Genomic DNA, 25,063 nt, shown 5'->3' with positions numbered 1-25,063 from the left:
GGCAACGTATCGCGCCCCGCCACGAGCGCAAAAGGGGCTCAGGCCCCCTCTTCGTGCGGCGCCCGCGTTCGTGACGATCGCCACGCCGATCGCGACGGTCGTGACCGCCCAACTCGTATCTTTCGCGGATGCCGCCGTGGACCGAGGACGAGTTGCTGACGCGAGCGGGTTGGCTCCTGCGCAGCTACCGGGAGTGGGCGGGGGAGGAGCTGATCGACGTCGAGACCGACGACGAGGCCGCACGAGCCCGCGCGCTGTTCGACGCGCCGATCGCGGTCCTGGCCCACGACAGCCGGCCCGATCCGCTCTGCATCTACGCCAACGCCGCGGCGCTTGCCGCGTTCGAGCTGCCGCTCGCCGACGCACCGGCGTTCGCGACCAGCCGGACCGTCGAGCCCGTCGCCCGTGAGGAGCGTCGCGGGGCGCTCGACCGTGCCGACGAGCTCGGGCTCGTGAGCGGCTACAGCGGCGTTCGCGTCTCGACCACGGGCCGTCGCTTCCGGATCAACGACGGCCGGATCTGGACGGTGCTGGACGACGACGGCCGACGGATCGGCCAGGCCGCGGCCTTCCGGTCCGGCTCGGTCTGAACGCGGCCCGGGGTCGGGAGCAGCACCGCGGGGTCACGGGCCAGCCCGCGATCCCCGGGCGACCTCGCCTCAGCCCATCGCCTCGCCGCCGATTCCATCGAGCCGCTGTCGCAGCGCTCGGACGCGGAGGGCGAGGTGCACCTCCAGCCGCCGGGTCGGGTCGTCCCACCCGGGCAGCAGCCGGCGGATCTTGTCGAGCCGCTGGCGCAGCGTGTTGGGGTGCAGGTGCAGCGCCTCGGCCGCCGCCGCGGTGCGCATCCCCTGATCCAGGTGCACCAGCAGGGTGCGGGAGAGCGCGCCGTCGCGAGCTTCGTCGTGGCGCAGCAGCGGGCCGAGCGTGCGGTCGACGAAGTCGCGGATGCCGTCCGGGGTGTGGTCGCCGAGCAGCGCGGCGTACGGGAACAGGTCGCGGTCCTCGCCGAGCGCCCCGGCGCTTCCGAGTCCCTCGAGCAGCTGGATGCAGCGGACCGCGCGCCGGTGCGCTTCGGGGAGGTCGTCGGGCGACGCCAGGGCAGCGGAGACGACTGCGGTCACCGGCGCCGTGCTCTCCTCCTGGACCGCCTGGTGCACGCGACGGGCGAGGGCGTCGGCAGCATCGGCGTCGACGATCACGACGAGGTCGTCGTCGTGCAGGGCTGTCAGCGCGGGCGTCCCGTCCAGGCCGTCGCGTGCGGCTTCCAGACCGACGCCGTGACGCGTGCTCGAGGTCCGCAGCACGACGAGCGCCAGCGGGCGTTCCAGGGTGACCCCGTGGCGGCGCGCGGCGTCGCGCACGCGCTCGGCGTCGGCTCCGGGTCGGCGGAGCAGGTCGCCGACGAGGTCCTCGAGCGCGCGGTGCTCGGCGGTGGCGATCCGCTCCCGCGAGACGAGCACCAGCGTGGCGAGCATCGCGGCGCGCTCCAGCGTCCGCAGCTGCGGCTGCTCGAGCGGTCCGGAGCGGTGCAGCACGAGCACGCCACGCGCGTCGTCGGGCGTCCCGATCGAGGCCAGCCACGCGCCGAGCTCCTCGACCGGCACCGCACGCCCCTGCGCCGCGGCGCGCTTCCACGCCGGCCGGACCGCACCGAGCGTTCGCGGCAGCGCGTCATCGCCCGGCCGCTCCTTCGACGCCGCGATCGGGCGTAGTCGGGCGTCCAAGATCTCGACCGGCCCGTCGAGCGCGTCGGAGACGACCGACGCCACGTCGTCCAGCTCGCCCCCGGTGGTCAGCAGCGCGGTGATCCGCTCGTGGACGTCGGCCGCCGCCTGCACGTCGGCGGTCCGGGCCCGGAGCTCCTCGTTGGCGCTCTCGGCCCGTCGCAGGGCCGCGGTGCTCTCCTGGAAGAGGCGGGCGTTCTCGATCCCGACGGCGGCGTGGGCGCCGAGCGAGTCGAGCAGGGCGATCTGCTGCGGGGTGTAGGACCGTGCCGTTCGGCTGGCGACGAACAGCACGCCGATCACCTCGTGGTCGACGAGCAGCGGCACGCCGAGCAGCGCGACGATGTCCTCGGCGAGCACGCCGGTGTCGATCGCGCCGACGTGCGTGAAGCGGCGATCCTCGGCGTAGTCGGACGAGAACTGGGGGAGGCGGCTGTGGGCGACCGCCCCGCAGATGCCGACGTCCTGCGGCACCCGGATCCGCCGGAAGTCGGCCGAGACCGCACCCTCGGTGGCCCGCACGTAGAAGTCGGACCGCTCGGGGTCGTAGATCGAGAGGTAGCCGACGTCAGCGGCGAGCAGCTGCCGGGCGCGGCGGACGATCGCCTGGAGGGCCTGGTCGACGTCGCGGAGGCGGATCAGGTCGCGGGCGGTCTCCTGCAACGCGACGAGCTCGGCCTCGCGTCGGCGGAAGCGGTCGAGCCGTTCGCGGATCCGGAGCGCGCGATCGGCGTCCTCGGGGTGCCCCGAGGCGGTGAGGGCCCGGGCAGCGGCCCGCAGGTCCTCCGTGGTGCCGTCCTCGTCGAGGAGCCGGACCGCGTCGCCAAGCCCCGTGGGCGCTGTGCTCGTGTGTCGCCCGGCACCTGTCGTGGCCATCGGTATGGAGTCTTGCACGTTCGCAAGCCGTCACTATGGAGATCACCACATTGCTCGGTGCGTCGCGGTGGGATTGGCTGGCGTCCCGCAAGCGAGGACGCCGACGGGGCGCCTTCCGGAGAGAGGACACGCATGGAGATCGAAGTCGGAGTGGACGTCGGAGGCACCTTCACCGACGCCGCGGTCGCGGCGGGCGGCGAGGTCGTGCGCGCCAAGGCGTACTCGACCAAGGACGTCACCGGCGGCATCCTGGACGTCCTCTCGCGGATCCGGGAGCAGTTGGAGCTCGACGAGGCGACGTTCTTCTCGTCGATCTCGAAGTTCGTGCTCGGCAACACGATCGTCACCAACGTGATCGACGAGCTGCGCTTCCCCGCCGTCGGGCTGCTGACGACCGCCGGGTTCAAGGACACCCTGCGGATCGCCCGTTCGGCGCGCGGACCGTCGCGCGACGGTCACGCCCAGGCCCCGCCGCCGGAGATCGTCGCCCGCGAGTCGATCGTCGAGGTCGCCGAGCGCGTCGACGCCAACGGCACCGTCCTCACCGCCCTGGACCGTGCGGCCCTGAAGGCCCAGGTCCAGGAGCTCGTCGACGGCGGCGTCGCCGCGATCGCCGTCTGCTTCCTCTGGTCGTTCAAGAACGACGCCAACGAGCGCGCCGCCGCCGAGGTGATCGCCGAGATCGCTCCCGAGCTGCCGGTCACGCTCTCGTCCGAGCTGGCTCCCGTCTACCGCGAGTACGAGCGCACCGTCACCACCGTCCTGGACGCGGCGTGCAAGCCGGTCGTCGCCGGGCACTTCCACGAGCTCGAGGTGGCGCTGGCCGAGCGTGGGCTGACCACGCCGGTGAAGCTGATGCAGGTCGACGGCGGATTCGTGTCCGTCGGCGAGGCCGCCAAGACCCCGATCAAGATGTTCAACTCCGGCCCCGTCGGCGGCGTCGAGGGCGCCCGCCGGCTCGGCGAGGCGCTGGGCATCGACCGGCTCGTGACCGCCGACATGGGCGGCACCAGCTTCGACGCGGCGATCATCACCGACGGCGAGTACCGCGTCCTGCCGCGGGCCGAGATGGGCGAGTTCCCGACCGCCCTGACCGCCGTCGACATCAGCTCGATCGGCGCAGGCGGCGGCTCGATCGCCTGGGTCGACTCCCGCGGCCTGATGCGCGTCGGTCCCAAGAGCGCCGGCTCCGTCCCCGGCCCGGCCACCTACGGCCGCGGGGGAGAGGACCCCACCGTCACCGACGCGACCGTCGCGATGGGCCTGATCGACCCCGACTACTTCCTCGGCGGCGCGATCAAGCTCGACCGCGACCGCGCGCTCCAGGCGATCACCGACAAGCTCGCCGGCCCGCTCGGCTACGACGTCGACGAGGCCGCCGCCGGGATCTACCGCCTGACGACCGTGCAGATGGCCAACGCGATCCGCGCCCTGACCGTCAACCGCGGCCACGACCCCCGCGAGTTCGCGATGGTCTCCTTCGGTGGCGCGTGCGGCCTGTTCGCCGCCGAGATCGCGCGCGAGTGCGACGTCTCCCGCGTCGTGATCCCCGCCGCCGCGTCGGTCTTCTCCGCCTTCGGGCTGCTGCACTCCGACTCGGTCTTCACCTGCGTGCAGACGACGCCCTGGACGTTCTCGTCCGAGATCGCGCCGCTGGAGGACGCGTTCTCCTCGCTCGGCGAGCGGATCGAGCGCTGGTTCGAGAGCGACCAGATCCCGGTCGGCTCCCGCGAGGTCGCCCGCGAGGCCGACATGAAGTTCGCCGGCCAGGTCTTCGAGGTCATGACGCACCTGCCCGCGGGCCCGCTGACCGAGGACCTCAAGGACGACCTGCGCGACCGGTTCATCGCCGACTACGAGCGCGAGTTCGGGTCCGGCACCGCCTGGACGGAGGCGGAGATCCTCGTCACCAACGTCCGGATGAAGGGCATCGGCCGCCTCGGCTCCGCCGGCGGCGCCCCGGTCCGCACGCTCGTCGACGGCAGCGCCGTCCGCTCCCGCGAGATCGTCGAGCCGATGACCGGCACGCGCCGGACCGTCGACGTGCACCGCGGCGTCCCGCTGGGCGAGCACCGCGAGGGCCCGTGCCTGGTGGAGGAGCCCGACACCAGCCTCTACGTCCCCGACGGGGCCACGATCGCCCGCGATCAGCAGGGCAACTACGTCATCGACCTCCCCGTCCGGTCCTGAGGACCGGGAAAGGGCACGCCATGAGCACCGTTCCGACCCCCACCGCCACGAGCCATGACCCGGTCACGCTCGAGGTCATCCGCATGCGCCTCGACGCGATCGTCGAGGAGATGGCGATCGCGATGATCCGCTCGTCCGGCTCGCCGGTCATCACCGAGTCCGGCGACTTCAACACCGCGCTGTTCGACGCGACCGGGCGCATCTACGCCTACTCGAACTACGTGCAGTTCCACATCGGCTCCGCCCGGGTGGCGCTCGAGGGCCTGCTGGAGGTCGTCCCGGCGAGCGAGATGCGCCCGGGGGACGCGTTCATCAGCAACGACTCGCACACCGCCGGATCGACGCATCCGCCGGACGTCTCGGTGATCACGCCGATCTTCCACGGGGACGTGGTCGTCGGGTTCGCGCAGTCCCAGGCGCACCTGCTCGACGTCGGCGGCATGAACCCCGGTGGGTTCGCGCCGGGCGCGATCGACTGCTTCGCCGAGGCCCTGCGGCTGCCGCCGGGCGTCCGCTTCTACGAGGGCGGCGAACCGGTCGAGTCGATCCGCCGGCTGATCACGAACAACGTCCGCCTGCCCGACATCCTCTGGAACGACATCCGCAGCCTCGTGGCGTCGAACAACACCGGAGCCCGCCGGCTGGCCGCCACGATCGACGAGTTCGGCCGCGACACCTTCGTCTCGTACGCGGACCGGGCGATCCAGGCGGCCCGCGAGGTCGTCGCCGAGCGGATCGGCCGCCTGCCCGACGGCGTCTACACCGGCGTCGAGTGGCAGGAGGGCGACGGCAAGACGACCGACCTGCTCCCGATCCGCTGCGAGGCGCGCGTCGCGGGCGAGACGCTGACGTTCGACTTCGCGGGCACCAGCCCGCAGGTCGCCGGCTTCGTCAACTGCTCCTACGGCGCGCTGGTCGGCAGCGTCGCCACCGGCACGAACCCGGTCCTCGCGTGGGACCTGCCGTTCAACCAGGGCGTGATGGACCCGATCACGATCACCGCGCCCGACGCGAGCATGGTCAACCCGTCGATCCCGGCGCCGACCAGCAACGGTCACCTGACCGTCGGCGGCCGCGTCACCCGGTTGGTGACCGCGCTGCTGAACAAGATCGTGGAGCAGAGCGACGCGCCGGAGTTGCGCGACCGCACCCAGGGTGTCTGGGCGGACTCGTGGACCGGCGGCATCTCCGCCGGCACCCGGACCGACACCGGCGAGTACTTCGTGCTCTTCAACATGGACGGCGGCCTGATGGGCGCCGGCGCGCAGACCGTCAGCGACGGCCTCGACGCCTCCGGCATGGTCACGCAGGTCAGCAACGGCGCGCCGGACGTCGAGATGAACGAGCTGATGTACCCGGTGCTCTACCTCTGGAAGCGGCTGGACGACGCGACCGGCGGCCCCGGCGGCCGTCGCGGCGGCCTCGGCGTCGACTTCGCCTGGACCCTGTGGGGCGGCGACGAGGTCCTGCACACCGTGTTCGTGCCGTGTGCCCAGGTGCCCGCGGCCGGCTACGGCGGCGGCTACCCCGGGGGCGGGGGCGAGCAGCGGATCCTCCGCCAGGTGCCCGTCGACCGGATCCTCGAGCAGGGGACGGCCGCGCACTCCGACACGCTCGGGGAGCAGTCCTCCGAGCTGCTGGAGCTGATCGAGCAGGGTCTGGTGATCCGGCGCGGCGACGTCTTCCGGCAGCGGATCGCCGGTGGCGGCGGCTACGGGGACCCGCTCCTGCGCGACCCCGCGACCGTCGCCCGCGACGCCCGCGACGGGTACGTCGCCCGCGACGCGGCCGCGTCGGCGTTCGGGGTCGTCGTCGGCCGCGACTGGAACGTCGACGATCGGGCGACCGTCGCGCTGCGCCGCTCGATGCGCTCCGACCGCCTCGGCGGCCGCGAGGTCGCGGACCTGAGGATCGACACGATCGACGGGCTGCTGGACGCCCGCGAGGGCGGCGGCACGCTGACGGTCGCGCGCAGCGCCGAGGGCTGGGAGTGCCGGCTGTGCGGCGGCGCGCTGGGCGGCGGCGAGGAGTGGACCGACGAGGCGATCGTGCGGACGACCGACGCGGCCGACCGACTCGCCGAGCTCGGGATCCGCTCGCGCCCGAACGAGGCCGTCGCGGTCGTCGAGTTCCTCTGTCCCCACTGCGGGTCGCTGCTCGACGTGCGCGTCGTCGTACGCGAGGCTGTCGCATGACCGCGGCGGACTCCTGGCACGACCTGCTCGGCGCGCTCGAGGGCGCGCCGAACCAGCAGGGCCCGCTGCGCGGCGTGACGGTGCTCGACGTGACCCGCGTGGTGGCGGGGCCGTACACGTCGATGCTGCTCGGCGACATGGGCGCGACCGTGATCAAGGTCGAGAACCCGAACGACCCGGACTACGCGCGGGACTTCCCGCCGTTCGTCGGCGAGGGGGAGGACCGCTTCTCCGGCTTCTTCGCCCAGTACAACCGCAACAAGCTCGGGATCACCCTCGACCTCAAGTCCGAGCAGGGCAAGCAGCTGTTGCGGGAGCTCGTGCGGCGCGCCGACGTGCTCGTCGAGAACTTCCGGGGCGGCACGATGGACCGCCTCGGCGTCGGCTATGAGGCGCTGCGGGAGGTCAACCCCGCGCTCGTCTACGCCGCCATCTCGGGCTTCGGGCAGTACGGCCCCAGCGCCCGCAAGCCCGCCTACGACAACAGCGGGCAGGCCACCGGCGGTCTCTGGTCGATCAACGGCTACCCCGACCGGCCGCCGGTCCGGGTCGGCACGATCATCGGCGACCTCTCCGCCTCGCTCTACGCGGCGTTCGGCATCACCGCCGCGCTGCGGGAGGCGGAGCGGACCGGGCAGGGGCAGATCGTCGACATCTCGCAGCAGGACGCGATCGTCTCGCTGACCGAGACCGCCGTCGTGGAGTACACGACCAGCGGCAAGGTCGGCGGGCCGATCGGCAACGACCACCCCTTCGTCCGCCCGTACGGCCTCTTCCCGTGCGCCGACGGCCACGTCTTCTTCGGCGGCTACACCCAGAAGCTCTGGGGCGAGAGCTGCCGGATCTTCGGGCAGCCGGAGCTCGTCGACGATCCCGAGATCGCGACGATGGACCAGCGCTTCGACCAGGAGACCTACGAGCGGCGGATCGAGCCGATCGTGCTGGCCTGGTTCGCGGGGCGCACCAAGGCCGAGCTCGAGGCGCTGGCCGGCGACGCGATCCCGCTGAGCGCCGTCAAGGACGTCTCCGAGGTCGTCGCCGATCCGCAGATCGCCGCCCGCGAGATGGTCATCGACGTCGCGTACCCCGGCGGCAGCTTCGGGCTCTTCGGCCAACCCGTGAAGCTCAGCGGCACCCCCGCCGCTCCCAACGCCCGCGCGCCGCGGATCGGTCAGCACAACGACGACGTCTACGGTCCGGCCGGCCTCGGCCTGGACGGCGACCGGATCGCCGCGCTCCGCGAGCAGGGGGTGATCTGAGTGTCGATCGCCTACGAGGTGCAGGACGGGATCGCCGAGATCCGGTTCGACCGCCCCGAGAAGCTGAACGCGCTCACGCTCGCGATGTACGACCAGCTGGGCGAGGCCTGGCACGCCGCGGCCGAGGACGAGACGGTCCGGGCGATCGTCCTGACCGGCACCGGTGACCGCGCGTTCTGCGTCGGCGCGGATCTGACCGAGTCGATCCCGGCACTGGCGTCGGACCGGATCGACATCTCGGCCTGGGACCCCGCCCACATCAAGGACCGGCCGCTGGACAAGCCGATCGTCGCCGCGGTCAACGGGCTCTGCCTGGGCGGTGGGTTCGAGATCCTGCTCGCCACCGACATCCGGATCGCCGCGGACACCGCGACGTTCGCGTTCCCGGAGGCGGCGATGGGCTTCGTGCCGGCCGGTGGCACCCTCGTCCGGCTCGGGCGGCAGATCGCCCACGCCCACGCGATGGAGCTCCTGCTCACCGCCGAGCGGTTCGACGCCCAGCACCTGCACCGGATCGGGATCGTCAACCAGATCGTCCCCGCCGCGGAGCTGCGCGACGTCGCGTTCGCGCGGGCCCGGCGGCTGGTCGAGATGAGCCCGACCGCGCTCTCGACGATCAAGCAGAGCGTCCGCGTGCTCGCCGACCTGCCGCTGGATCAGGCGTTCGCCGAGGAGGCCGGCTACGGCCAGCGGACGTTCACCAGCCCCGACGCCCGCGCCGCGCTCGACGCGTTCGCCGCGCGCGCCACGGCCACCCCTTCGGAGCCGCGCGCCGACGCCGCTCTGCCCACCCCTTCGGAGTCCGGCCCCGACGCCGCTCCAACCGACGCAAAGGACTCTCGATGAGCGTCAACAGCCGTATCCCGGGCTTCTACAAGCTCGACCCCGCCGACCGCTTCGACGGCATCGTCACCGCCTCCGGCCTGGACGCCGGCGACCTGGAGGACCTCAAGACCGACGACGCGGACGTCCTCCGGCTCGCCGACGGCATGGTCGAGAACGTCGTCGGCGTGCTCCCGCTGCCGCTCGGCGTCGCCGCGAACTTCACGATCAACGGCCGCGACCGGCTGGTGCCGATGGCGACCGAGGAGCCCTCCGTCGTCGCCGCCGCCAGCAACATGGCCGGCGTCGCCCGCGACACGGGCGGGTTCTTCTGCTCGACCAGCGAGCCGATCATGATCGCCCAGATCCAGGTGATCGGCGTGCCCGATCCGCACGGCGCGCGCCTGCGGCTGCTCGAGCACCGCGACGAGATCGTCCAGAGCGCCAACGACCAGGACCCCGTCCTCGTCAAGTTCGGCGGCGGCGCCCGCGACATCGACGTGCGCGTGGTCCCCGGCCCCAACGGCACCCACGTCGTCGTCCACCTGCTGGTGAACGTCGGCGACGCGATGGGCGCCAACGCGGTCAACACGATGGCCGAGGCCCTGGCCCCGCGGATCGCGGAGATCGCCGGCGGCCGCGTGCTGCTGCGGATCCTCTCCAACATGGCCGACCGCCGGGTCGCCCGCGCCCGGGCCGTGTTCCCCCAGGAGCGCCTCGGTGGCGCCGACGTCGTCCAGGCGATGCTCGACGCGTACCAGCTGGCGTTCGACGATCCCTACCGGGCCGCCACCCACAACAAGGGGATCATGAACGGCATCAGCGCCGTGGTCCTCGCGACCGGCAACGACACCCGCGCGGTAGAGGCCGGCTGCCACAGCCACGCCGTGCGCGACGGCCGCTACTCCACGCTGTCGCACCTCGAGCGCAACGCCGACGGCGACCTGGTCGCGTCGCTCGAGGTCCCGATGCCGGTCGGCCTGGTCGGCGGCGCGACGCGGACCCACCCGACCGCCCGCGCCGCCGTCCGGCTGCTCGGGGTCGAGACCGCGGCCGAGCTGGCCGAGATCGTCGTCGCCGTCGGTCTGGCCCAGAACATCGGTGCCGTCCGCGCGCTCGCCGCGGAGGGGATCCAGAGCGGTCACATGAAGCTCCACGCGCGCAACGTGGCGCTGTCCGCCGGCGCGACGCCCGACGAGGTCGCCGCCGTCGTCGACCGGCTGGTCGCCGGGGGCCAGGTCCGCGCCGACGCCGCCGAGCGGATCGTCGCGGAGCTGCGGGGAGCCTGAGCCGGTGCCCGCCGCCGTTCGGGGACCGTGGTCGCTGCCGGAGGCGATCGTCCTGCGGGAGGTCGGGCCGCGGGACGGCCTCCAGTCGGAGCGGCCGATCCCGGTCGTGGAGCGGGGCGACCTGGTCCGCGGCCTCGTCGCCGCGGGGCTGCGGACGATCGAGGTCGGGGCGTTCGTGTCGCCACGGGCGGTTCCGGCGATGGCCGGAAGCGCCGAGCTGGTCGGGGCGCTGCAGGGCCTCGACGGCGTGACCCTGGTCGGGCTGGTCCCGAACGCCCGGGGCGCCCGCGACGCGGTGTCCGCCGGGGTCGACGCCCTGACCTGCACGATCTCGGCGTCCGCTGCGTACAACCAGCGCAACGTCGGCATGACGATCGGCCAGTCGCTGGCGGAGGTCGCCGAGGTGGCGTCGATCGCGCACGCCGCCGGCATCTCGGTCGACGTCGTGGTCTCGTGCGCCTTCGGCTCGCCCTACGAGGGCGAGATCCCGGCGGCGGACGTCGAGCAGCTCTGCCGCGACTGCCGGGAGGCCGGCGCCGACGACCTCACGCTCGCCGACACGACGGGAATGGCCACGCCCCGCGGGGTCTGGGAGGTCCTCGACCGGACCGGATCCGACGTCGGCCTGCACTTCCACGAGACGCGTGGGACCGGCCTCGTCAACGTGCTGGCTGCGCTCCAGGTCGGAGCGACGCGGTTCGACAGCTCGATCGGCGGCCTCGGCGGTTCGCCGTTCGCCGCCGGCGCGGCCGGGAACGTCGCGACGGAGGCCGTGGTCCTGCTCGCGGACGACCTCGGGATCACCACCGGCGTCGAGCTCGCGCCGCTGTTGGCGCTCGGGCCGCGGCTCGCCGACCAGATCGGTCGCGAGCTGCCGAGCCCGGTGATGGTGGCCGGCCCGCGGGTGCGGGCGGCGCGGTAGGACGTGTGGAGCAGAACCCGGGGCGAGCCGCCGCGGGCAGCGCGAAGACCTCCGCCGCCGCCCCGCGCGGCCGCGCCGCCGGTGGCCTCAAGCTCGCGGAAGCACCCGCGAGGTCCGTGGTGGACCCCCTGAGCTCGATCTACTGGAGCCAAGCTCAGAGTCGAAAGTCGGGTCCGTCGTCGGCCCACCGCTCGACGGTGGCTCTCCAACGTAGCCGCACGCCTTCGGAGGCACCAAGGTCGGCGAGCCACCGCGCCAACTCGGCTGGGAACTGGTCAAGGAACTCGACTCGGGTGAGCATCGAGGAGAAGATCGCCCGATGGAGGACCTGGTGGACGCTGTAGTCGATGGCGAGCACGACTCCGTCGTTGGCCTCGGCCTTGGTGGCCAAGCCATCATCGTCGAGGGCACCCTGCCGGGAGTCAAGTGCGACGAGGAGCGCCTTGCTCCCGCCGATCGCTGCCGATCCGGCAGCGATGTCCAGCGCATCCTGGGCTGTAGCTGGCTTCTGCTTGACCTCGATGCCGACGGCGATCTCGCCGGAAGGCAGCTTGACGTCGATGTCGGTCTGGCCCGGAGCGTTGACGCCGCGCGCGTCGACCTCGTGCCCAGCCGCGGAATAGGCGGCAGCGCAGACAGCCGTCCCGAGCCGGCCCTCCTCAGCATCCGCGAGGACAAGTGCATTGAGCGTCGAGGCGAGCACGGCGACCGACGGAACCGCTCCGGACACGAGCCCGGCGGCTCTGCTGGCGACATCGGTGTCGTGCCGGTGCATGCAGACGTGCAGGAAGCCGATGAGGGCATCGGGGGCCTCTGTGGCGGTGAGGCCTGAGAGCCAAGCGACGAGCTCTCCGGCGGGCTCGCGCATGCTCGGACGCCACTTCGTGATCAGGTCGATCCGGACGTCACCGCCGAACCATGGCGAGTTCGCCAAGGGGTCGCTTGCTGGGGTTCCCAGCGCATATCGGTAGCTCTCGCGGCCAGCAGCGAGCACGGTCCGGGCTAGTGTTCGAGCGGCATAGCCGTTGGTTCCGGACTCGGGCTTGAGGCTCAAGGCGTCGATGTCGCCATCGGTCGCCTTGGCGAGGAGCGCCGTCCCGAGAGCCGCCACCGCGGTTCGGTTCCCTCGCCAGCGGAAGGCCTCGCGGGTCCGGTCGGCCCAGAGTCCTTGGACGTGGTTCGCGGGATCTGCGTCTCGCGCCTTTCGCGCAGCGGCCTCCAGGACACGTAGTGCTGCGGTCAGATCGATCGTGCGGCCCACAGCGCAGGATTCGCGCTGGCTCACGTCGTTCCTTCGTGGGCGACTCCCACGCTGATCGCAGCCGGCGGCGGCTTGTCGCTCCCTCGTGGAGGGGAGCATGTCGCTGCCGCGCTGGGGCGTTGCCGGTTCGGTGTCAGCGGTCGGCGTTGGATGCCGACGGCATACCGGGCGGAGCTGTCGCTGGAACAGCGTCCAATGCGGCGATGATGCGCTCGGCGCCACGGCCAGGGTCCTCGTGCTCCCATATCCGAATGACCTGCCAGCCTGCGGTCGCGAGCTCGGCATCGTTGCGGCGATCTCGCGCGACGTTTCCCGCGATCTTGTCGTCCCAGTACGAACGGTTGGCTCGCGGGCGGGTTCCGTGCTCCGGACAGGAATGCCAGAAGCACCCATCGACGAAGACCGCGACCCTCGCTCGCGTGAAGACCACGTCTGCACGACATCGGACGCCCGGGACAGGCGCGTAGTTGACCCGGTACCGCAGGCCAGCGGCATGCAACCTTCGACGTAGCGCCAGCTCCGGAGCGGTATCCGCGCCACGATTGCCCTGCATCACACGTCGAGCCGCCAGCGAGCTCGCCGGCGGCGGTGGTACGCGGCAGCCCATCTGTCGAATCGTCGCACGGTGCCGAGCGCCCTCACCAGAGCACGAGCAGTCCGCACCCGATGCGGCCCGAGCTCGTTGCCATTCGTCACCGGCAGCGCTAGCGAGGGTCCGCACGCCCCTCTGTTGCCGCGGATCCTCGAAGCCGTCCACCGGGCGAGCAACAATGCAGTCCACGTGACCTCTCCTGCCTACAGCGTCGTGTCCCTCTACAGTGGGGCTGGCGGCCTTGATCTTGGGTTCCAGCGGGCGGGGTTCGAACTTCAGTGGGCGATCGACTTCGACCGTCACGCCGTAGACACCTACAACCGCAACATCGTCGATCACGCCATCTGCGGCGATGTCCTGGAGCACGACCCGCCTGCGGGTCTTCGGCCAGACGTGGTGATCGGGGGGCCTCCGTGCCAGGGGTTCTCGGTGATCGGCCGGATGAACCCGTCCGATCAGCGGAGCCAGCACGTCTCCCACTTTCTCAACGTCGTCGAGGACCTTGGGCCGCGGGCGTTCGTGATGGAGAACGTCAAGGCGCTCGCGGTCAATGATCGCTGGGCCGACGTCCGCGACGGATTGCTCCGGCGGGCCAAGGCGCTCGGGTATCACGCGAAGGTCTTCGTACTGAACGCGTCTCACTACGGAGTGCCCCAGGCACGCGAGCGGATGTTCCTCATCGGCTACCGCGCCGGTTCTCCAGCTGAGCCACCGACGACGACTGCTGATCGGCCGCCGACTGTTCGCGAGGCGTTGAGCGTGCTGCCCCGGGTGGGGAGGCCCGGCAACGATGGGGTCTGCACCGCGCGGGTCGTTCCGGCGCGGCTTCCGGTGATGAGGCCGAGCGCGTACAAAGGGAGCCTGCTGTTCAACGGCTCCGGCCGGCCGCTGCAGCTCGACGGGGCAGCGAAGACGCTGCCAGCGTCGATGGGCGGCAATGCGACCCCGATCCTGGACCAGGACGAGTTGGATCATGGCGCGACACCGTGGGTCGTCGAGTACCACGCTCGTCTGGTGGCAGGGAAGCCGCCGCTGAAGCGCGCGCCGAAGCGGATGCGGCGGATCACGGTCCAGGAGGCCGCCGTCCTGCAGACGTTCCCGGCTACGTGGGAGTTCCAGGGACCTCAGGGCGCGCGCTATCGCCAGATCGGCAACGCCGTGCCGCCGAACCTCGCGCACGCCGTCGCGCAGGCAGTACGCCTCCACCTCGCAGACTCCGATGGGCGCGACAGCGGGCGGGAGGTCGGTGGCCTTGAGGACCCAGTTCTCGTCGCCGCCTGATTCCCGATCGCCCTCAGTCGTCCGTTGCGGCCGGTAGCCGACGGCTAACCGCGGGGCCGCTGCTCCGAAGCCTTGGTCCTGGCCTTCTTCGGCTTCTTCACCTTGGCGATCGAGACGGCGCGCTTGGCGGTCGCGCGCTTGACCGCGACGGTGCCGACGAAGCTGACCGTGACGGCGGCCTTGCCGCGGGCCGCCTTGCCCCGGGTGAGCGTGCGGGGCAAGGCCAGCGTGGTGCGCCAGCGACCCTTGGCGACGGTGGCCGTCCTCTTGACGCGGATCGTCTTGCGGCCGACCTTCTGGGCGTAGGCGATCGTGACCTTGCCCGTCGCCCGCGAGCTGATCGTGCCGGTGACCGTCACCCGCGCGCCCTTCCGAATCGCCTTCGAGACCCGCAGACCGGCCGCTGAGGGCGTCGGCAGTGAGGCCAGCGGCGGGGGCGTGGTTCCGCCCGTGTCGATGCTGGGCCCGCCGGTCGGCACCGGGGTCACCGTGATCTTGCGCGTCACGACGGTCTCGTTGGCGACGTCGTCGGTCGCGCGCGCCGTGACCGTGTAGGAGCCGGGACCAGCGAAGGCGTGGTTGACGCTCAGGCCGGTCGCCGTGCTGCCGTCGCCGAAGTCCCAGGTCAGCGGGGCGTCCGGGTCGGCGACCGTCCCGGTGAGGCGCACCGGGGTCTGGGCGACCGCGGTCGAGGGCGCGTCGACGGTGACGGTCGGTCCGACCACGTCGAGGCGGAAGGCGCTGAAGCTCCAGTCGATGCCCCCGCCCGGGAAGGACGTGCCGACGCCGATGATCCCGGCGCCGTGGTCGTCGGCCTGCGGCATCAGTCGCGGAGGAAGGAAGCCGGGATCGAGCGGCGCGCTCGTCAGCGTGCTCGCGGCGGTTCCGATCGTGCCGTCGGGCGCGACGCGCACGCCGGCAACGCCGGCGGCCTCCACGCCGCCGATCCGGAGCCAGCTCGCCAGCAGCGAGCCGTCCGGCGCGGCACCGAACGTGGGCGCCAACGACCCCAGCGCGTTCGACCGGCTCAGGCGCGCGGCGGCTGCGGTCGCCTGCCCGGGGGCGAAGCGGCTCAGGACCGCGGTCAGCCCGCCTGCCCCGCTGTCGGCTCGGGTCCACCCGAGCGAGACGGTGCCGTTGGGGCCGACCGCGAGACCGATGCCGGTCCCGAAGATGCCTCCCGGTGAGACGTCGACCGCCCCTGCGGCGCCGAAGGGGGCGCCGACGAGCGGCCCGTCGGCGGTCAGGCGAGCTCCGGCGATCTGCGCCAGGGTGAAGCCGCTGGGGTCGGCCTCGCCCAAGGGGTCCGGCACCGCCCAGGCGATCGCGGCGCCGCCCGCCGACGCTGCGAGGTGGAAGGCCGACGCGCGGTCGTCGTCTGCCGACACCTGGGTGGCGGGAACGTCGACCCCGCCGCTGCTGGTCAGGCGGGTGACCTCGACGCTGGCGTCGGGCGTGATCCATCCCGCCCAGGCCGTTCCGCCCGGGGCAGAGGCGACGGTGGGACGGGTCGCCGGGTCGTCGATGCTCTCGCCGAGCAGCGTCGGCGTGCTGGAGGCCCCGTTGGGCCGCACGTTGGCGGCGACGACCTCGATCGCCGAGCTTTCCGGGTTCACGCGCGTCCAGACGACGGTCGCCTTCCCGGCCGCGTCGAGGGCGACGTCGGCGGACGGGGAGCTGCCCGCCTCGTCCGCGGTCAGCGTCGCGACGGCGGTGTTGCGGACGACCGCGCCGCTGGCGTCCAGCAGCGTGACGCGCACGGTCCGATCGCCGTCCGAGAGGTTGCCGCCGATCCACGCCACCGCGGTCATGTTGGTGGTCGACGTGGCCATGGCGGGGGAGGCCCCGGCACCCAACGTGAGCGGCGCGTCGACGCTGCCGTTGGGCCGCGCGTGCTGCACCTGGAGCACAGGCGGAAACTCCTCGCTCCCGCTGAACCAGGTGGCGGTCGACGAGCCGTCGGGCGCTTCGACGAAGTCCCCGCCGATGCTCCCCGCGGCGACCGTGAAGCGGGGGCCGTTCACCCAGCCGGCGGCGTGCGCGGCGGTCGGCAGCGCGCCGAGCAGCGCGAGCGACGAGAGCGCGACGGCGAACGGCGCGCGACCTGGGGCCAGATGATGGCGGGGGACCGACGAACGCCGGCGGGCACTGGGGGACGATGGCATCCGCCTGACGCTGACAGCCGGCTTCGCCTGCGCCAAGGGGCCTGAACCCCCTCTTCCTCCGCCCGACGCGAGAGCGGGTCGTGGTGGCGACGCCGGGGAGCCGGGTCAGGCCGGAACCGAGATCGCGCCGGTGAGGTGGTCGAGCGCGACGTTGGCGTGCATCCGCACGCCGGTCTCGAGCACGGAGTCGTCCGCGTAGAAGTGGGGGTTGTGGTTCATGGCGATGCCACGACCCCCGGGGATCGGGGCCATCGTGCCGTCCGGGCGCAGCTCGACGTCCTGCGCACCGAGTTGGAGGTAAGCCCCGCCGTACCGGTTGACGAAGACCGAGACGTCGTCGTAGCCGAGTCCCGGAGGCGCCTGGACCAGGCGGTCGTGGCCGACGACGTGCTCGAGCGTGGGCAGGACCGCGTCGATCCACGGCTGGGTGTTGTGGACGGCCGGCACGTCCTGGAGGAACTCGACCTCCGCGGTCGCGCCGTAGGCCAGGGCGATGTGCTCCGCGGTCCGCTGCACGTGAGCGCGGGCGACGTCCATGTCGGCCTCGACGGTCGAGCGGATCGTGCCCAGCAGCTGCACCGACTCGCCGACGACGTTGAAGCGCCCCTGGTCCTCGACGTGGCCGATGGTGATCGTGAGCGGGTCGTAGCCGGGCAGCTGGCGGTAGACCTGGCCCATCGCGGCGATGATGTCCGCCGCCGGCGGCAGCGGGTCGGTGCCCGCCCACGGCGTCGAGCCGTGCACGCCCTTGCCGTGCACGGTGATCCGCAGCAGCACCGAGGCGCCGTACTGGTTGCCGGCGAGGTAGGCGACGACGCCCTTCGGGTACGGCGTGACGTGCATGCCGAAGACCATCGTCGGCGTGGGGTCCGCGAGCGCGCCCTCGGCCTCCATCTGGCGCGCGCCCCCGGCCTCGTCGATCGGCGGTCCCTCCTCGGCGGGCTGGAAGACGAACAGGACGGTGCCGGGCAGCTCGTCGCGGACCTCGGCGAGCACGCTGGCGGCACCCATCAGCATCGCGGTGTGGCAGTCGTGACCGCAGGCGTGCGCGACCGGATACGGCCCGCCGGGGTAGTCCTCGTCGACGACGGTCGAGGCGAAGTCGACGCCCGACTCCTCCTTCACGGGCAGCGCGTCGATGTCCGCCCGCAACGCGACGACCCGGTCGCCGCCCTGCCCGCCCCGCAGCACGCCGACCACGCCGTGACCGGCGATGTCGGTGCGGACCTCGTCGAGCCCCAGCGATCGCAGGTGGTCGGCCACCATCCGCTCCGTCTCCCGCTCGCGGTTGGACAGCTCCGGATGCTGGTGCAGGTGGTGCCGCCAGGCGATCACCTTCGGCGCGACCTCCGCCGCGGCTTCGTCGAAGCGTGCGTGCAGGTCGTGAGGCGGGACGGTCTCTCCGGTCCGTTCGTGCTGGGCGAACCGCTCGTTGCCCGTGAGGGTGAGGCACGGCATCTGGGACTCCTCGTGTCGGAACCTGCCGCCACGAACCTAACGAGCGTCCGACGTGCCTCGGCCGGGCCCGACGACCGTCGGCAGCACGGTCGGCGGCGTCGGGGCTCCGGTCGCTAGCCCTCGTCGTCGGGCAGTCCGGCGAGCTGGTCGCGCAGCCACTCCAGCATCACCGCGTTGACGCGCTGGCCGAGGTCGATCGTCGGCTCCAGCGGGCTCGGGTCGTCCTGAGCGGTCTCCGCTTCGGCCGCGAGGGCGTCGAGCATCGCGCCCGTCCGCTGGACGTAGTCGATCTCGCGTTCGATCACCTCGCGCCGGTCGGCGGGGTCGAGCAGCTGGAAGAGGAACCAGCGCACGCCCGACTCGTTGCGCTGGCCGCGGTCGACCTCGGTCTCGACGAGCCAGTGGCGCAGCTCGTCGCGGCCGGCGTCGGTGATTCCCCAGGTGCGGCTGCGGCGGGGGCCCTCGCTGAGGACCTCGACCAGCCCGGCGGTCTCCAGCTTCGCCAGCGCCGGATAGACCTGGCTGTGGCTGGCGTGCCACGAGTGGGCGAGCGAGAGGTCGAACCGCTGCGTCAGCTCGTAGCCGGTCGACGGACGGATGGCCAGCAGGCCGAGGACCGCGTGCGGGAGCGACATGGGCGAAGCCTAGTCCGTCCTTGACATGTCAACTTCGACATGTAAATTACGACATATGGATGCACCGACCCTCTCCCCGGGACGGCAGCGGCTGCTGCTCGTCGCCGTGATGTCCGGCCTGCTGCTGGCGATGCTCGACCAGACGATCGTCGGCACCGCGCTACCGACGATCGTCGAGCAGCTCGGCGGCGACTCGCTCTACGTCTGGGCGATCACCGCCTACCTCGTGCCGGCGACCGTCTCGCTGCCGCTCTACGCCCGGCTGTCCGACCGCTACGGGCGGCGGGCGCTGCTGCTGATCGGGATGGCGCTGTTCCTGCTCGGCTCGGTCGTCGCCGGGGCGTCGTCGTCGATGGAGCAGCTGATCGCCGCGCGGGCGGTCCAGGGCCTGGGCGCCGGGGCGCTCGAGGCGCTGCCGTTCATCCTCGTCGCCGACCTCTTCGCCGGTCGCCGCAGCGCGGCGCTCCAGGGCATCCTCGCCGGGCTGATGGGGATCAGCTTCATCGCCGGGCCGCTGGTCGGCGGCTTCCTCACCGACCACGTCGGCTGGCGCTCGGTCTTCTACGTCAACCTGCCGATCGGAATCGCGGCGATGACCGCCGTAGCGGCCCTCCTGCCGGCCCGGCTCGGGCGCAGCGAGGGACGCGACACGCCGCTCGACCTCGCCGGGATCGCGCTCCTGACCGTCGGCGTCGGGCTGCTGCTCGTCGGTCTCGGCGAACGGGGCCACGCCACGGCCGGCGGCGCCCTGCCGGGCTGGACCGAGCTGCGGACCGGGGGCCTGATGCTCGCCGGCCTCGCGGTCCTGGCCGGCTTCGTCGCGGTCGAGCGGCGGGCGGCGGCGCCGATCGTGCCGCTGTCGCTGTTCACCCGCCACCGGACGGGGGCGTTGCTGGTCGCCGCGTCGACCGGCGGCTTCGCGCTCTACGCCGGGGTCCTGCTGCTGCCGCGCTACTTCCAGCTGGTGCGCGACGTCAGCGCGACCCACTCGGGGCTGCTGATCTACCCGCTGCTGCTCGGGCTGGTGGTCTCGGTCAACGTCGGTGCCGCGCTGATCGTGCGGCGGCTCGAGTTCCGGCGGGTGCTCGTCGCCGGGTGCGGGTTGACCGTGCTCGGAGCGCTCGGCTTCGCGACGTTCGACGCCAGCACGCCGGACTGGCAGAGCCTGCTGTTCATGGCCCTGCTCGGACTGGGCATCGGACCGATCTTCTCCGGGATCCAGATCGCGATGCAGCGGAGCGTGCCGCCGGCCGCGATCGGCGGGGCGATGGGGACGCTGCTGCTGTCGCGGCAGGTCGGGGGCGCCGTCGCGCTGGCGGTGGCGGAGACGATCTACGCCGGCCGTCTGCACGGGGGCGGGGTCGACGCGGCGGCGCGGGCGACGGGCACCGGCGTCTTCGTGCTGGCGCTGGCCGGTGCGGTGCTCGCGGCGCTCGCGCTGCTCTCGCTGCCACGGGGCGCGGGACGGCTGCCGGCGCCGCCGCCGGCGCCGGGCGCGCCGGTGGCCGCTTCCGCGCCGGAGACGCCGGTCGGCGTCTGAGGCGACCGGCGTGGGCGCCTGGCCGGTCGACTCTAGGCCGCGAGGTAGCGCACGACGGCGAGCACCCGCCGGTGGTCCTGCTCGCTCTGGTCGATGCCCAGGGCGTCGTAGATATGGGAGGTGTGCCGGGCCACCGACTTCTCGGCGATCACGAGCTCGGCGGCGATCGCGGCGTTGCTGCGGCCTTCGGCCATCAGCCCGAGGACCTCGCGCTGGCGCGTGGTGAGGCCCCCCACGAAGTCGTCGGTGCGGGGCCGGTCGAGCATCGCGGCGACGACCACCGGGTCGAGCACCGTCTCGCCGTCGAGGACCCGGTGGAGGTCGCGGACGAACGTGTCGACGTCGGCGATCCGCTGCTTGAGCAGGTAGCCGACGCCGTGCGGGCCGGCTTCGACCAGCTCGGTCGCGTAGCGGCGCTTGACGTGCTGGGAGAGCACGATCACGGGCAGCTCCGGCCGGTCGAGGCGTAGCTCGAGCGCGGCGCGCAGTCCGTCGTCGGCGTGGCCGGGCGGCATCCGGATGTCGGTCACGACGAGGTCGGGCCGCAGCTCGCGGACCCGTTCCAGCAGCTCCGGCGCGTCAGCGGCGTCGCCGACGATCGTGAAGCCGGCGCGCTCGAGCACGAGCCGCAGCCCCTCGCGCATCAGCACCTGGTCTTCGCCGATCACGACGCGCACGGGATCACCGCCTTCACGCGGGTACCGTAGCCGGTGCTCTCGACCGCCAGTCGGCCGCCGAGGGCCGCCGCGCGGTCGTCCATCCCGCGCATGCCGTTCCCGCCGCCGACCTGCGCCCCGCCGCCGCCGGCGTCGGTGACCTCGATCGACAGGTTCTCGCCCGACTGCTCGAGCGAGACCGTGAGCGTCGTCGAGCCGGAGTGCTTGACGGCGTTGACGATCGCCTCCGAGACGATGAAGTACGCGGCCGTCTCGACGACCGGCGCCAGCCGCTGCTCGAAGCCGCTGACGTGCAGCACGATCGGGGTCGGCAGGCGGTCGGCGAGGTCCTCGATCGCCGCAGGCAGACCGCATTCGGTCAGCTGCGCGGGCATCACCCCGTCGACGAGGTCCCGCAGCTCGTCGATCGCCGCCTCGATCCCGGTACGCAGGGTCGCGGCGTCGCTGCCGGTGCCGGCCTGTACGGCGAGGAAGACGAGCCGCGACTGCAGGCCGTCGTGGAGGTCGACGGCGATCCGGCGGCGTTCGTCGTCGGCGGCGGCGACGAGGCGGCTGCGGGAGGCACGCAGCTCGACGACCAGCCGCTCCCGATCGAGCGCGAGGGCGATCACGCGGCCCGCCTCGCGCACGTCGGCGGGACGGTCGAGCAGGACGGCGTCGTAGACGATCGCCCCGATCGGCTCGCCACCGAGCTCGATGTCGATCACGCCGCGCGGCCCGTCCGGGGCCGGCCACGAGACCGTGGCGCCACGATCGTCGACGAGCGCATCATCCCCGGGCAGCCGGAACAGCAGCTGCAACGACGGATCACCCAGCGTGTCGGCGAGCGCCTGCCGCAGCGCGGGGCGGGCACGGTCGTCGGTGCCGAGCCAGCTGCCGAGCTCCGCGATGTCGGCGGTGCGGGCGAAGCCCCCGCGCGAGGCGGCGACCGCGAACGCCACGGGCACGAACCCCATCACCCCGAGCTGGATCGCCGGAAGGGTCAGGCCGCCACCGTCGAACAGCAGCTGGGCGACGTCGCTGCTCCACTGGACGAGCAGCAGGGCGAAGATCCCGTGGACGTAGAGCGGGGCGAGCACGCGGCGTTGCTCGGCCGTCGCCCGCCGCATGCGGGCGACGAGGACCGCCGTGGCGGCCAGGACCAGAAGCGCCCCGCCCACCCGCAGCGCGGCGATCCCCGCGCTGACGATGTCGGGACGATCGGCGATCGAGAGCACGCCGTCCGGCGCGAACAGATGGAGCGGCAGCTCGAGGACCACGCAGACGACGTAGCCGCCGGCCACGACGAGGCGCTCGGCCCGCGTGCGCAGGCGGCCGGTCGGAAAGCCGATCAGCAGGTGGACGACCACGGCGATCGCCAGGATCCGCGTGACCGACCCGACCGCCACCAGCTCCGGAACGGTGGTGTTCACCAGCCCGCTGAGCAGCCAGACCCCACCGCCGACGACAAGCAGCAAACCGAGCTGGCTGCTCGGGCGACGGGTCCACGCGGCCAGCCCGGCCACGACGTAGACGAGCGCGATCGCGGGGAACAAGGCGGCCAGCCACGGTGCCGCGGGTGGTTGCCGCATCAGGGCCAGCTCGGCGCCGGCCGCGCAGACGGCAGCGAACGCGATCAGCAGCGCGGAGCCGGTGATGGGGTGAGCGCGGACGCGGGCGGCATCCGCTGCCCATTGGCGCGCGCGCATGGGGCGGATCCTCGCAGATGGTCGCCGCGAGTTGCCGGGGCAGGTGTACACCTCGATCTCACCCTTTCCGGAGGATGTCGGGCTCACGGCCCGGGCATAGCGTCGCGCCCATGAGCCAGGAGAGCCTGCCCTTTCCGCCCACGCCGTCGGCGAGTCGTGCCGGCCGGACCATGCAGGAGTCGACGTACGCGAACCGGGTGAGACCGCGTCGGCTGCCCGAGGACGCGCCCAACATCCTGATCGTGCTGATCGACGACGCCGGCCCGGGGCTGCCGGACACGTTCGGCGGCGAGGTGCACACGCCGAACCTGAGCCGCGTGCACGGCGAGGGCGTCGGGTTCAACCGCTTCCACACGACGGCGATGTGCTCGCCGACGCGGGCGTCGCTGCTGACGGGGCGCAACCACCACCGGATCGGGAACGGACAGATCGCCGAGCTGGCCAACGACTGGGACGGGTACGCGGGGGAGATCCCCAGGAGCAGCGCGCTGGGTGCGCAGGTGCTCAAGGACTACGGGTACAGCACGGCGGCGTTCGGCAAGTGGCACAACACGCCGGCGATCGAGACGACGGCTGCCGGGCCGTTCCACAACTGGCCGTCGGAGCTCGGCTTCGAGTACTTCTACGGCTTCCTGGCGGGCGAGGCCTCCCAGTACGAGCCCAACCTCGTGCGCAACACGACCAGCGTCCTGCCGCCGCGCACGCCGGAGGAGGGGTACCACCTCAGCGAGGATCTCGCCGACGACGCGATCGGCTGGTTGCATCGCCACCAGGCGCTCTCTCCGGACAGGCCGTTCTTCATGTACTGGGCGACGGGGTGCCTGCACGCGCCCCACCACGTCTTCAAGTCCTGGGCCGACAAGTACGCCGGGAAGTTCGACGACGGCTGGGACGCCTACCGCGAACGGGTCTTCGTGCAGGCGAAGGAGAAGGGCTGGATCCCGCCCGAGGCGCAGCTCACGCCGCGCGATCCGCAGATGCCGGCGTGGGACGAGATCCCCGAGCAGCAGCGCCCGTTCCAGCGCCGCCTGATGGAGGTCGCCGCCGGGTACGCCGAGCACGCCGACGCCCAGGCCGGTCGCGTGCTCGACGAGCTGGACGCGATGGGCCTCAGCGAGAACACCCTCGTCTTCTACATCTGGGGCGACAACGGCTCCTCCGGCGAGGGGCAGAACGGCACGATCAGCGAGCTGCTGGCGCAGAACGCCATCCCCTCCACGATCGAGCAGCACATCGACGCGCTCGAGGAGATGGGCGGGCTCGATCTGCTCGGGACCCCGAAGGTCGACAACCAGTACCACGCCGGCTGGGCGTGGGCCGGCAGCACCCCGTACCCCGGGATGAAGCTGCTCGCGTCGGATCTGGGAGGGACACGCAACCCGCTGGCCGTCCGCTGGCCGGCCAAGATCGCTGCCGATGCCACGCCGCGCACGCAGTTCCACCACTGCAACGACGTGCTCCCGACGATCTACGAGGCGGTCGGGATCACGCCGCCGCTCACGGTCGACGGCGTGCAGCAGGACCCGATCGACGGCACGAGCTTCCTCTACGCGTTCGATCACCCGGAAGCGCCCGGCCGTCTGGTGACCCAGTACTTCGAGATCATGGGCAGCCGGGCGATCTACCACGACGGCTGGCTCGCGTCCGCCACCGGGCCGCGCCTGCCGTGGGTCCCCGGGCTGCCGGAAGGGTTCGAGGAGTGGACGCCCGACCAGGACGCGTGGCGGCTCTACCACCTCGACGAGGACTGGTCGCAGGCGAACGACCTCGCGGCGGAGAGGCCCGACAAGCTCGCGCAGATGAAGGAGACCTTCGCGATCGAGGCGGCCCGCAACAGCGTCTACCCGGTCGGGGGCGGGCTGTGGATTCCGGTGTACCACCCGGAGCTGCGGATCTCCACGCCCTACCGTGAGTGGACGTTCGGCCCGGACATCACCCGGATGCCCGAGTTCTGCGCTCCCGCCCTGGGCAATCGCGGCAACCTCGTGAGCATCGAGGCGGACCTGCCCGAGCACGCGAGCGGCGTGCTGTACGCGCTGGGCAGCTCCAGCGGCGGGCTCACCGCCTACCTCGACGACGGCTACCTGGTCTACGAGTACAACCTGTTCATCATCCAGCGGACGAAGATCCGGTCCGAGCAGCGGCTTCCCGCCGGGCCGGCGACGGTCGAGATCTCGACCGAGTACGCGGAGGTCCGGCCGGCCGGACCGCTGAAGATCGTGGCCACCGTCAACGGCGAGCAGGTCGCGTCCGGCGTCGTGCCGGTCAGTGCCCCGCTGCTGTTCACGGCCAACGACTGCCTGGACATCGGGACCTGCCTCGGCGGCCCCGTATCGCTCGACTACTACGACCGCGCGCCGTTCCCGTTCGAGGGCACGATCGACCGGGTCCAGGTGCGGTACACGGCGTAGGCGCGCCCGTGTCTGCCGGCGAGCCGAGGAACGGACGGCGGTCGGGCAGACGGTCGTGCTGCGCGGCGGTTCGGG

At 72.5% G+C, this 25,063-nt stretch carries 18 protein-coding genes; 10 read left to right on the top strand and 8 right to left on the bottom strand.

The features are described from left to right. The first annotated feature begins 128 nt into the window (after nt 1-128). The gene (locus ACVUH9_RS01160; protein ID WP_475753117.1) at nt 129-590 is read left to right on the top strand and encodes an MEKHLA domain-containing protein; all 462 of its coding nucleotides are present in this window, start codon (nt 129-131) and stop codon (nt 588-590) included. Between the two features lie 69 nt (nt 591-659). On the opposite strand, the gene ACVUH9_RS01155 is transcribed toward ACVUH9_RS01160, so the two are convergent. Further along, complete coding sequence (locus ACVUH9_RS01155; protein ID WP_475753115.1) at nt 660-2,603, bottom strand: helix-turn-helix domain-containing protein; 1,944 nt, start codon at nt 2,601-2,603, stop codon at nt 660-662. A 132-nt stretch (nt 2,604-2,735) separates the two neighbouring features. On the opposite strand from ACVUH9_RS01155, the gene ACVUH9_RS01150 reads away from it, so the two are divergent. The 6 genes from ACVUH9_RS01150 to ACVUH9_RS01125 are packed head-to-tail and all read left to right on the top strand — an operon-like array spanning nt 2,736 to nt 11,280. Next, nucleotides 2,736-4,793: a hydantoinase/oxoprolinase family protein gene (locus ACVUH9_RS01150; protein ID WP_475753113.1), complete on the top strand. Its 2,058-nt coding sequence runs from the start codon at nt 2,736-2,738 to the stop codon at nt 4,791-4,793. A 20-nt stretch (nt 4,794-4,813) separates the two neighbouring features. Beyond that, nucleotides 4,814-6,988, top strand: a complete 2,175-nt coding sequence (locus ACVUH9_RS01145) for a hydantoinase B/oxoprolinase family protein (protein WP_475753111.1) — start codon at nt 4,814-4,816, stop codon at nt 6,986-6,988. Next, nucleotides 6,985-8,247 (top strand): CaiB/BaiF CoA transferase family protein, encoded by a 1,263-nt coding sequence (locus tag ACVUH9_RS01140; protein ID WP_475753109.1) that lies wholly within the window; start codon nt 6,985-6,987, stop codon nt 8,245-8,247. The genes ACVUH9_RS01145 and ACVUH9_RS01140 overlap by 4 nt, the downstream gene beginning before the upstream one ends. Next, nucleotides 8,248-9,093 carry an enoyl-CoA hydratase/isomerase family protein gene (locus ACVUH9_RS01135; RefSeq protein WP_475753107.1) on the top strand — a complete coding sequence of 282 codons (846 nt, stop codon included), beginning with the start codon at nt 8,248-8,250 and terminating at the stop codon, nt 9,091-9,093. Further along, the gene (locus tag ACVUH9_RS01130) at nt 9,090-10,358 is read left to right on the top strand and encodes a hydroxymethylglutaryl-CoA reductase, degradative (RefSeq protein WP_475753105.1); all 1,269 of its coding nucleotides are present in this window, start codon (nt 9,090-9,092) and stop codon (nt 10,356-10,358) included. The genes ACVUH9_RS01135 and ACVUH9_RS01130 overlap by 4 nt, the downstream gene beginning before the upstream one ends. Nucleotides 10,359-10,362: 4 nt before the next feature. Beyond that, on the top strand, nt 10,363-11,280 hold the full coding sequence (locus tag ACVUH9_RS01125; protein WP_475753103.1) for a hydroxymethylglutaryl-CoA lyase: 918 nt from the start codon (nt 10,363-10,365) through the stop codon (nt 11,278-11,280). A gap of 154 nt (nt 11,281-11,434) precedes the next feature. Here ACVUH9_RS01125 and ACVUH9_RS01120 read toward each other — a convergent pair whose 3' ends face one another. After that, nucleotides 11,435-12,565, bottom strand: coding sequence for a restriction endonuclease, SacI family (locus ACVUH9_RS01120; RefSeq protein ID WP_475753101.1), 1,131 nt, complete (start codon nt 12,563-12,565; stop codon nt 11,435-11,437). A gap of 109 nt (nt 12,566-12,674) precedes the next feature. After that, nucleotides 12,675-13,094, bottom strand: a complete 420-nt coding sequence (locus ACVUH9_RS01115) for a very short patch repair endonuclease (RefSeq protein WP_475753099.1) — start codon at nt 13,092-13,094, stop codon at nt 12,675-12,677. A gap of 228 nt (nt 13,095-13,322) precedes the next feature. On the opposite strand from ACVUH9_RS01115, the gene ACVUH9_RS01110 reads away from it, so the two are divergent. Then, nucleotides 13,323-14,414, top strand: a complete 1,092-nt coding sequence (locus ACVUH9_RS01110) for a DNA cytosine methyltransferase (protein WP_475753097.1) — start codon at nt 13,323-13,325, stop codon at nt 14,412-14,414. A 44-nt stretch (nt 14,415-14,458) separates the two neighbouring features. Here the strand turns inward: ACVUH9_RS01110 and ACVUH9_RS01105 are convergent, their stop codons facing one another. From ACVUH9_RS01105 to ACVUH9_RS01095, 3 genes are all read right to left on the bottom strand, one after another. Next, nucleotides 14,459-16,579 carry a PKD domain-containing protein gene (locus tag ACVUH9_RS01105; protein WP_475753095.1) on the bottom strand — a complete coding sequence of 707 codons (2,121 nt, stop codon included), beginning with the start codon at nt 16,577-16,579 and terminating at the stop codon, nt 14,459-14,461. A 105-nt stretch (nt 16,580-16,684) separates the two neighbouring features. After that, nucleotides 16,685-18,037, bottom strand: a complete 1,353-nt coding sequence (locus ACVUH9_RS01100; RefSeq protein WP_475753093.1) for an amidohydrolase — start codon at nt 18,035-18,037, stop codon at nt 16,685-16,687. A gap of 113 nt (nt 18,038-18,150) precedes the next feature. Beyond that, the gene (locus tag ACVUH9_RS01095) at nt 18,151-18,672 is read right to left on the bottom strand and encodes a PadR family transcriptional regulator (RefSeq protein WP_475753091.1); all 522 of its coding nucleotides are present in this window, start codon (nt 18,670-18,672) and stop codon (nt 18,151-18,153) included. Between the two features lie 55 nt (nt 18,673-18,727). Between ACVUH9_RS01095 and ACVUH9_RS01090 the strand changes: the two genes are divergently transcribed. Next, nucleotides 18,728-20,212: an MFS transporter gene (locus ACVUH9_RS01090; RefSeq protein ID WP_475753089.1), complete on the top strand. Its 1,485-nt coding sequence runs from the start codon at nt 18,728-18,730 to the stop codon at nt 20,210-20,212. A gap of 32 nt (nt 20,213-20,244) precedes the next feature. Here ACVUH9_RS01090 and ACVUH9_RS01085 read toward each other — a convergent pair whose 3' ends face one another. Further along, nucleotides 20,245-20,889 (bottom strand): response regulator transcription factor, encoded by a 645-nt coding sequence (locus ACVUH9_RS01085; RefSeq protein WP_475753086.1) that lies wholly within the window; start codon nt 20,887-20,889, stop codon nt 20,245-20,247. Then, the gene (locus ACVUH9_RS01080) at nt 20,877-22,577 is read right to left on the bottom strand and encodes a sensor histidine kinase (protein WP_475753084.1); all 1,701 of its coding nucleotides are present in this window, start codon (nt 22,575-22,577) and stop codon (nt 20,877-20,879) included. Before ACVUH9_RS01080 ends, ACVUH9_RS01085 begins: the two co-directional genes overlap by 13 nt. A gap of 110 nt (nt 22,578-22,687) precedes the next feature. On the opposite strand from ACVUH9_RS01080, the gene ACVUH9_RS01075 reads away from it, so the two are divergent. Further along, nucleotides 22,688-24,988, top strand: a complete 2,301-nt coding sequence (locus ACVUH9_RS01075) for an arylsulfatase (RefSeq protein WP_475753083.1) — start codon at nt 22,688-22,690, stop codon at nt 24,986-24,988. The last annotated feature ends 75 nt before the right edge of the window (nt 24,989-25,063 follow it).

The sequence above is a fragment of the Patulibacter ginsengiterrae genome (genome assembly GCF_056269115.1).
The sequence above is the reverse complement of the archived record's forward strand: the minus strand, read 5'-3'. Positions and strand labels throughout refer to the sequence as shown.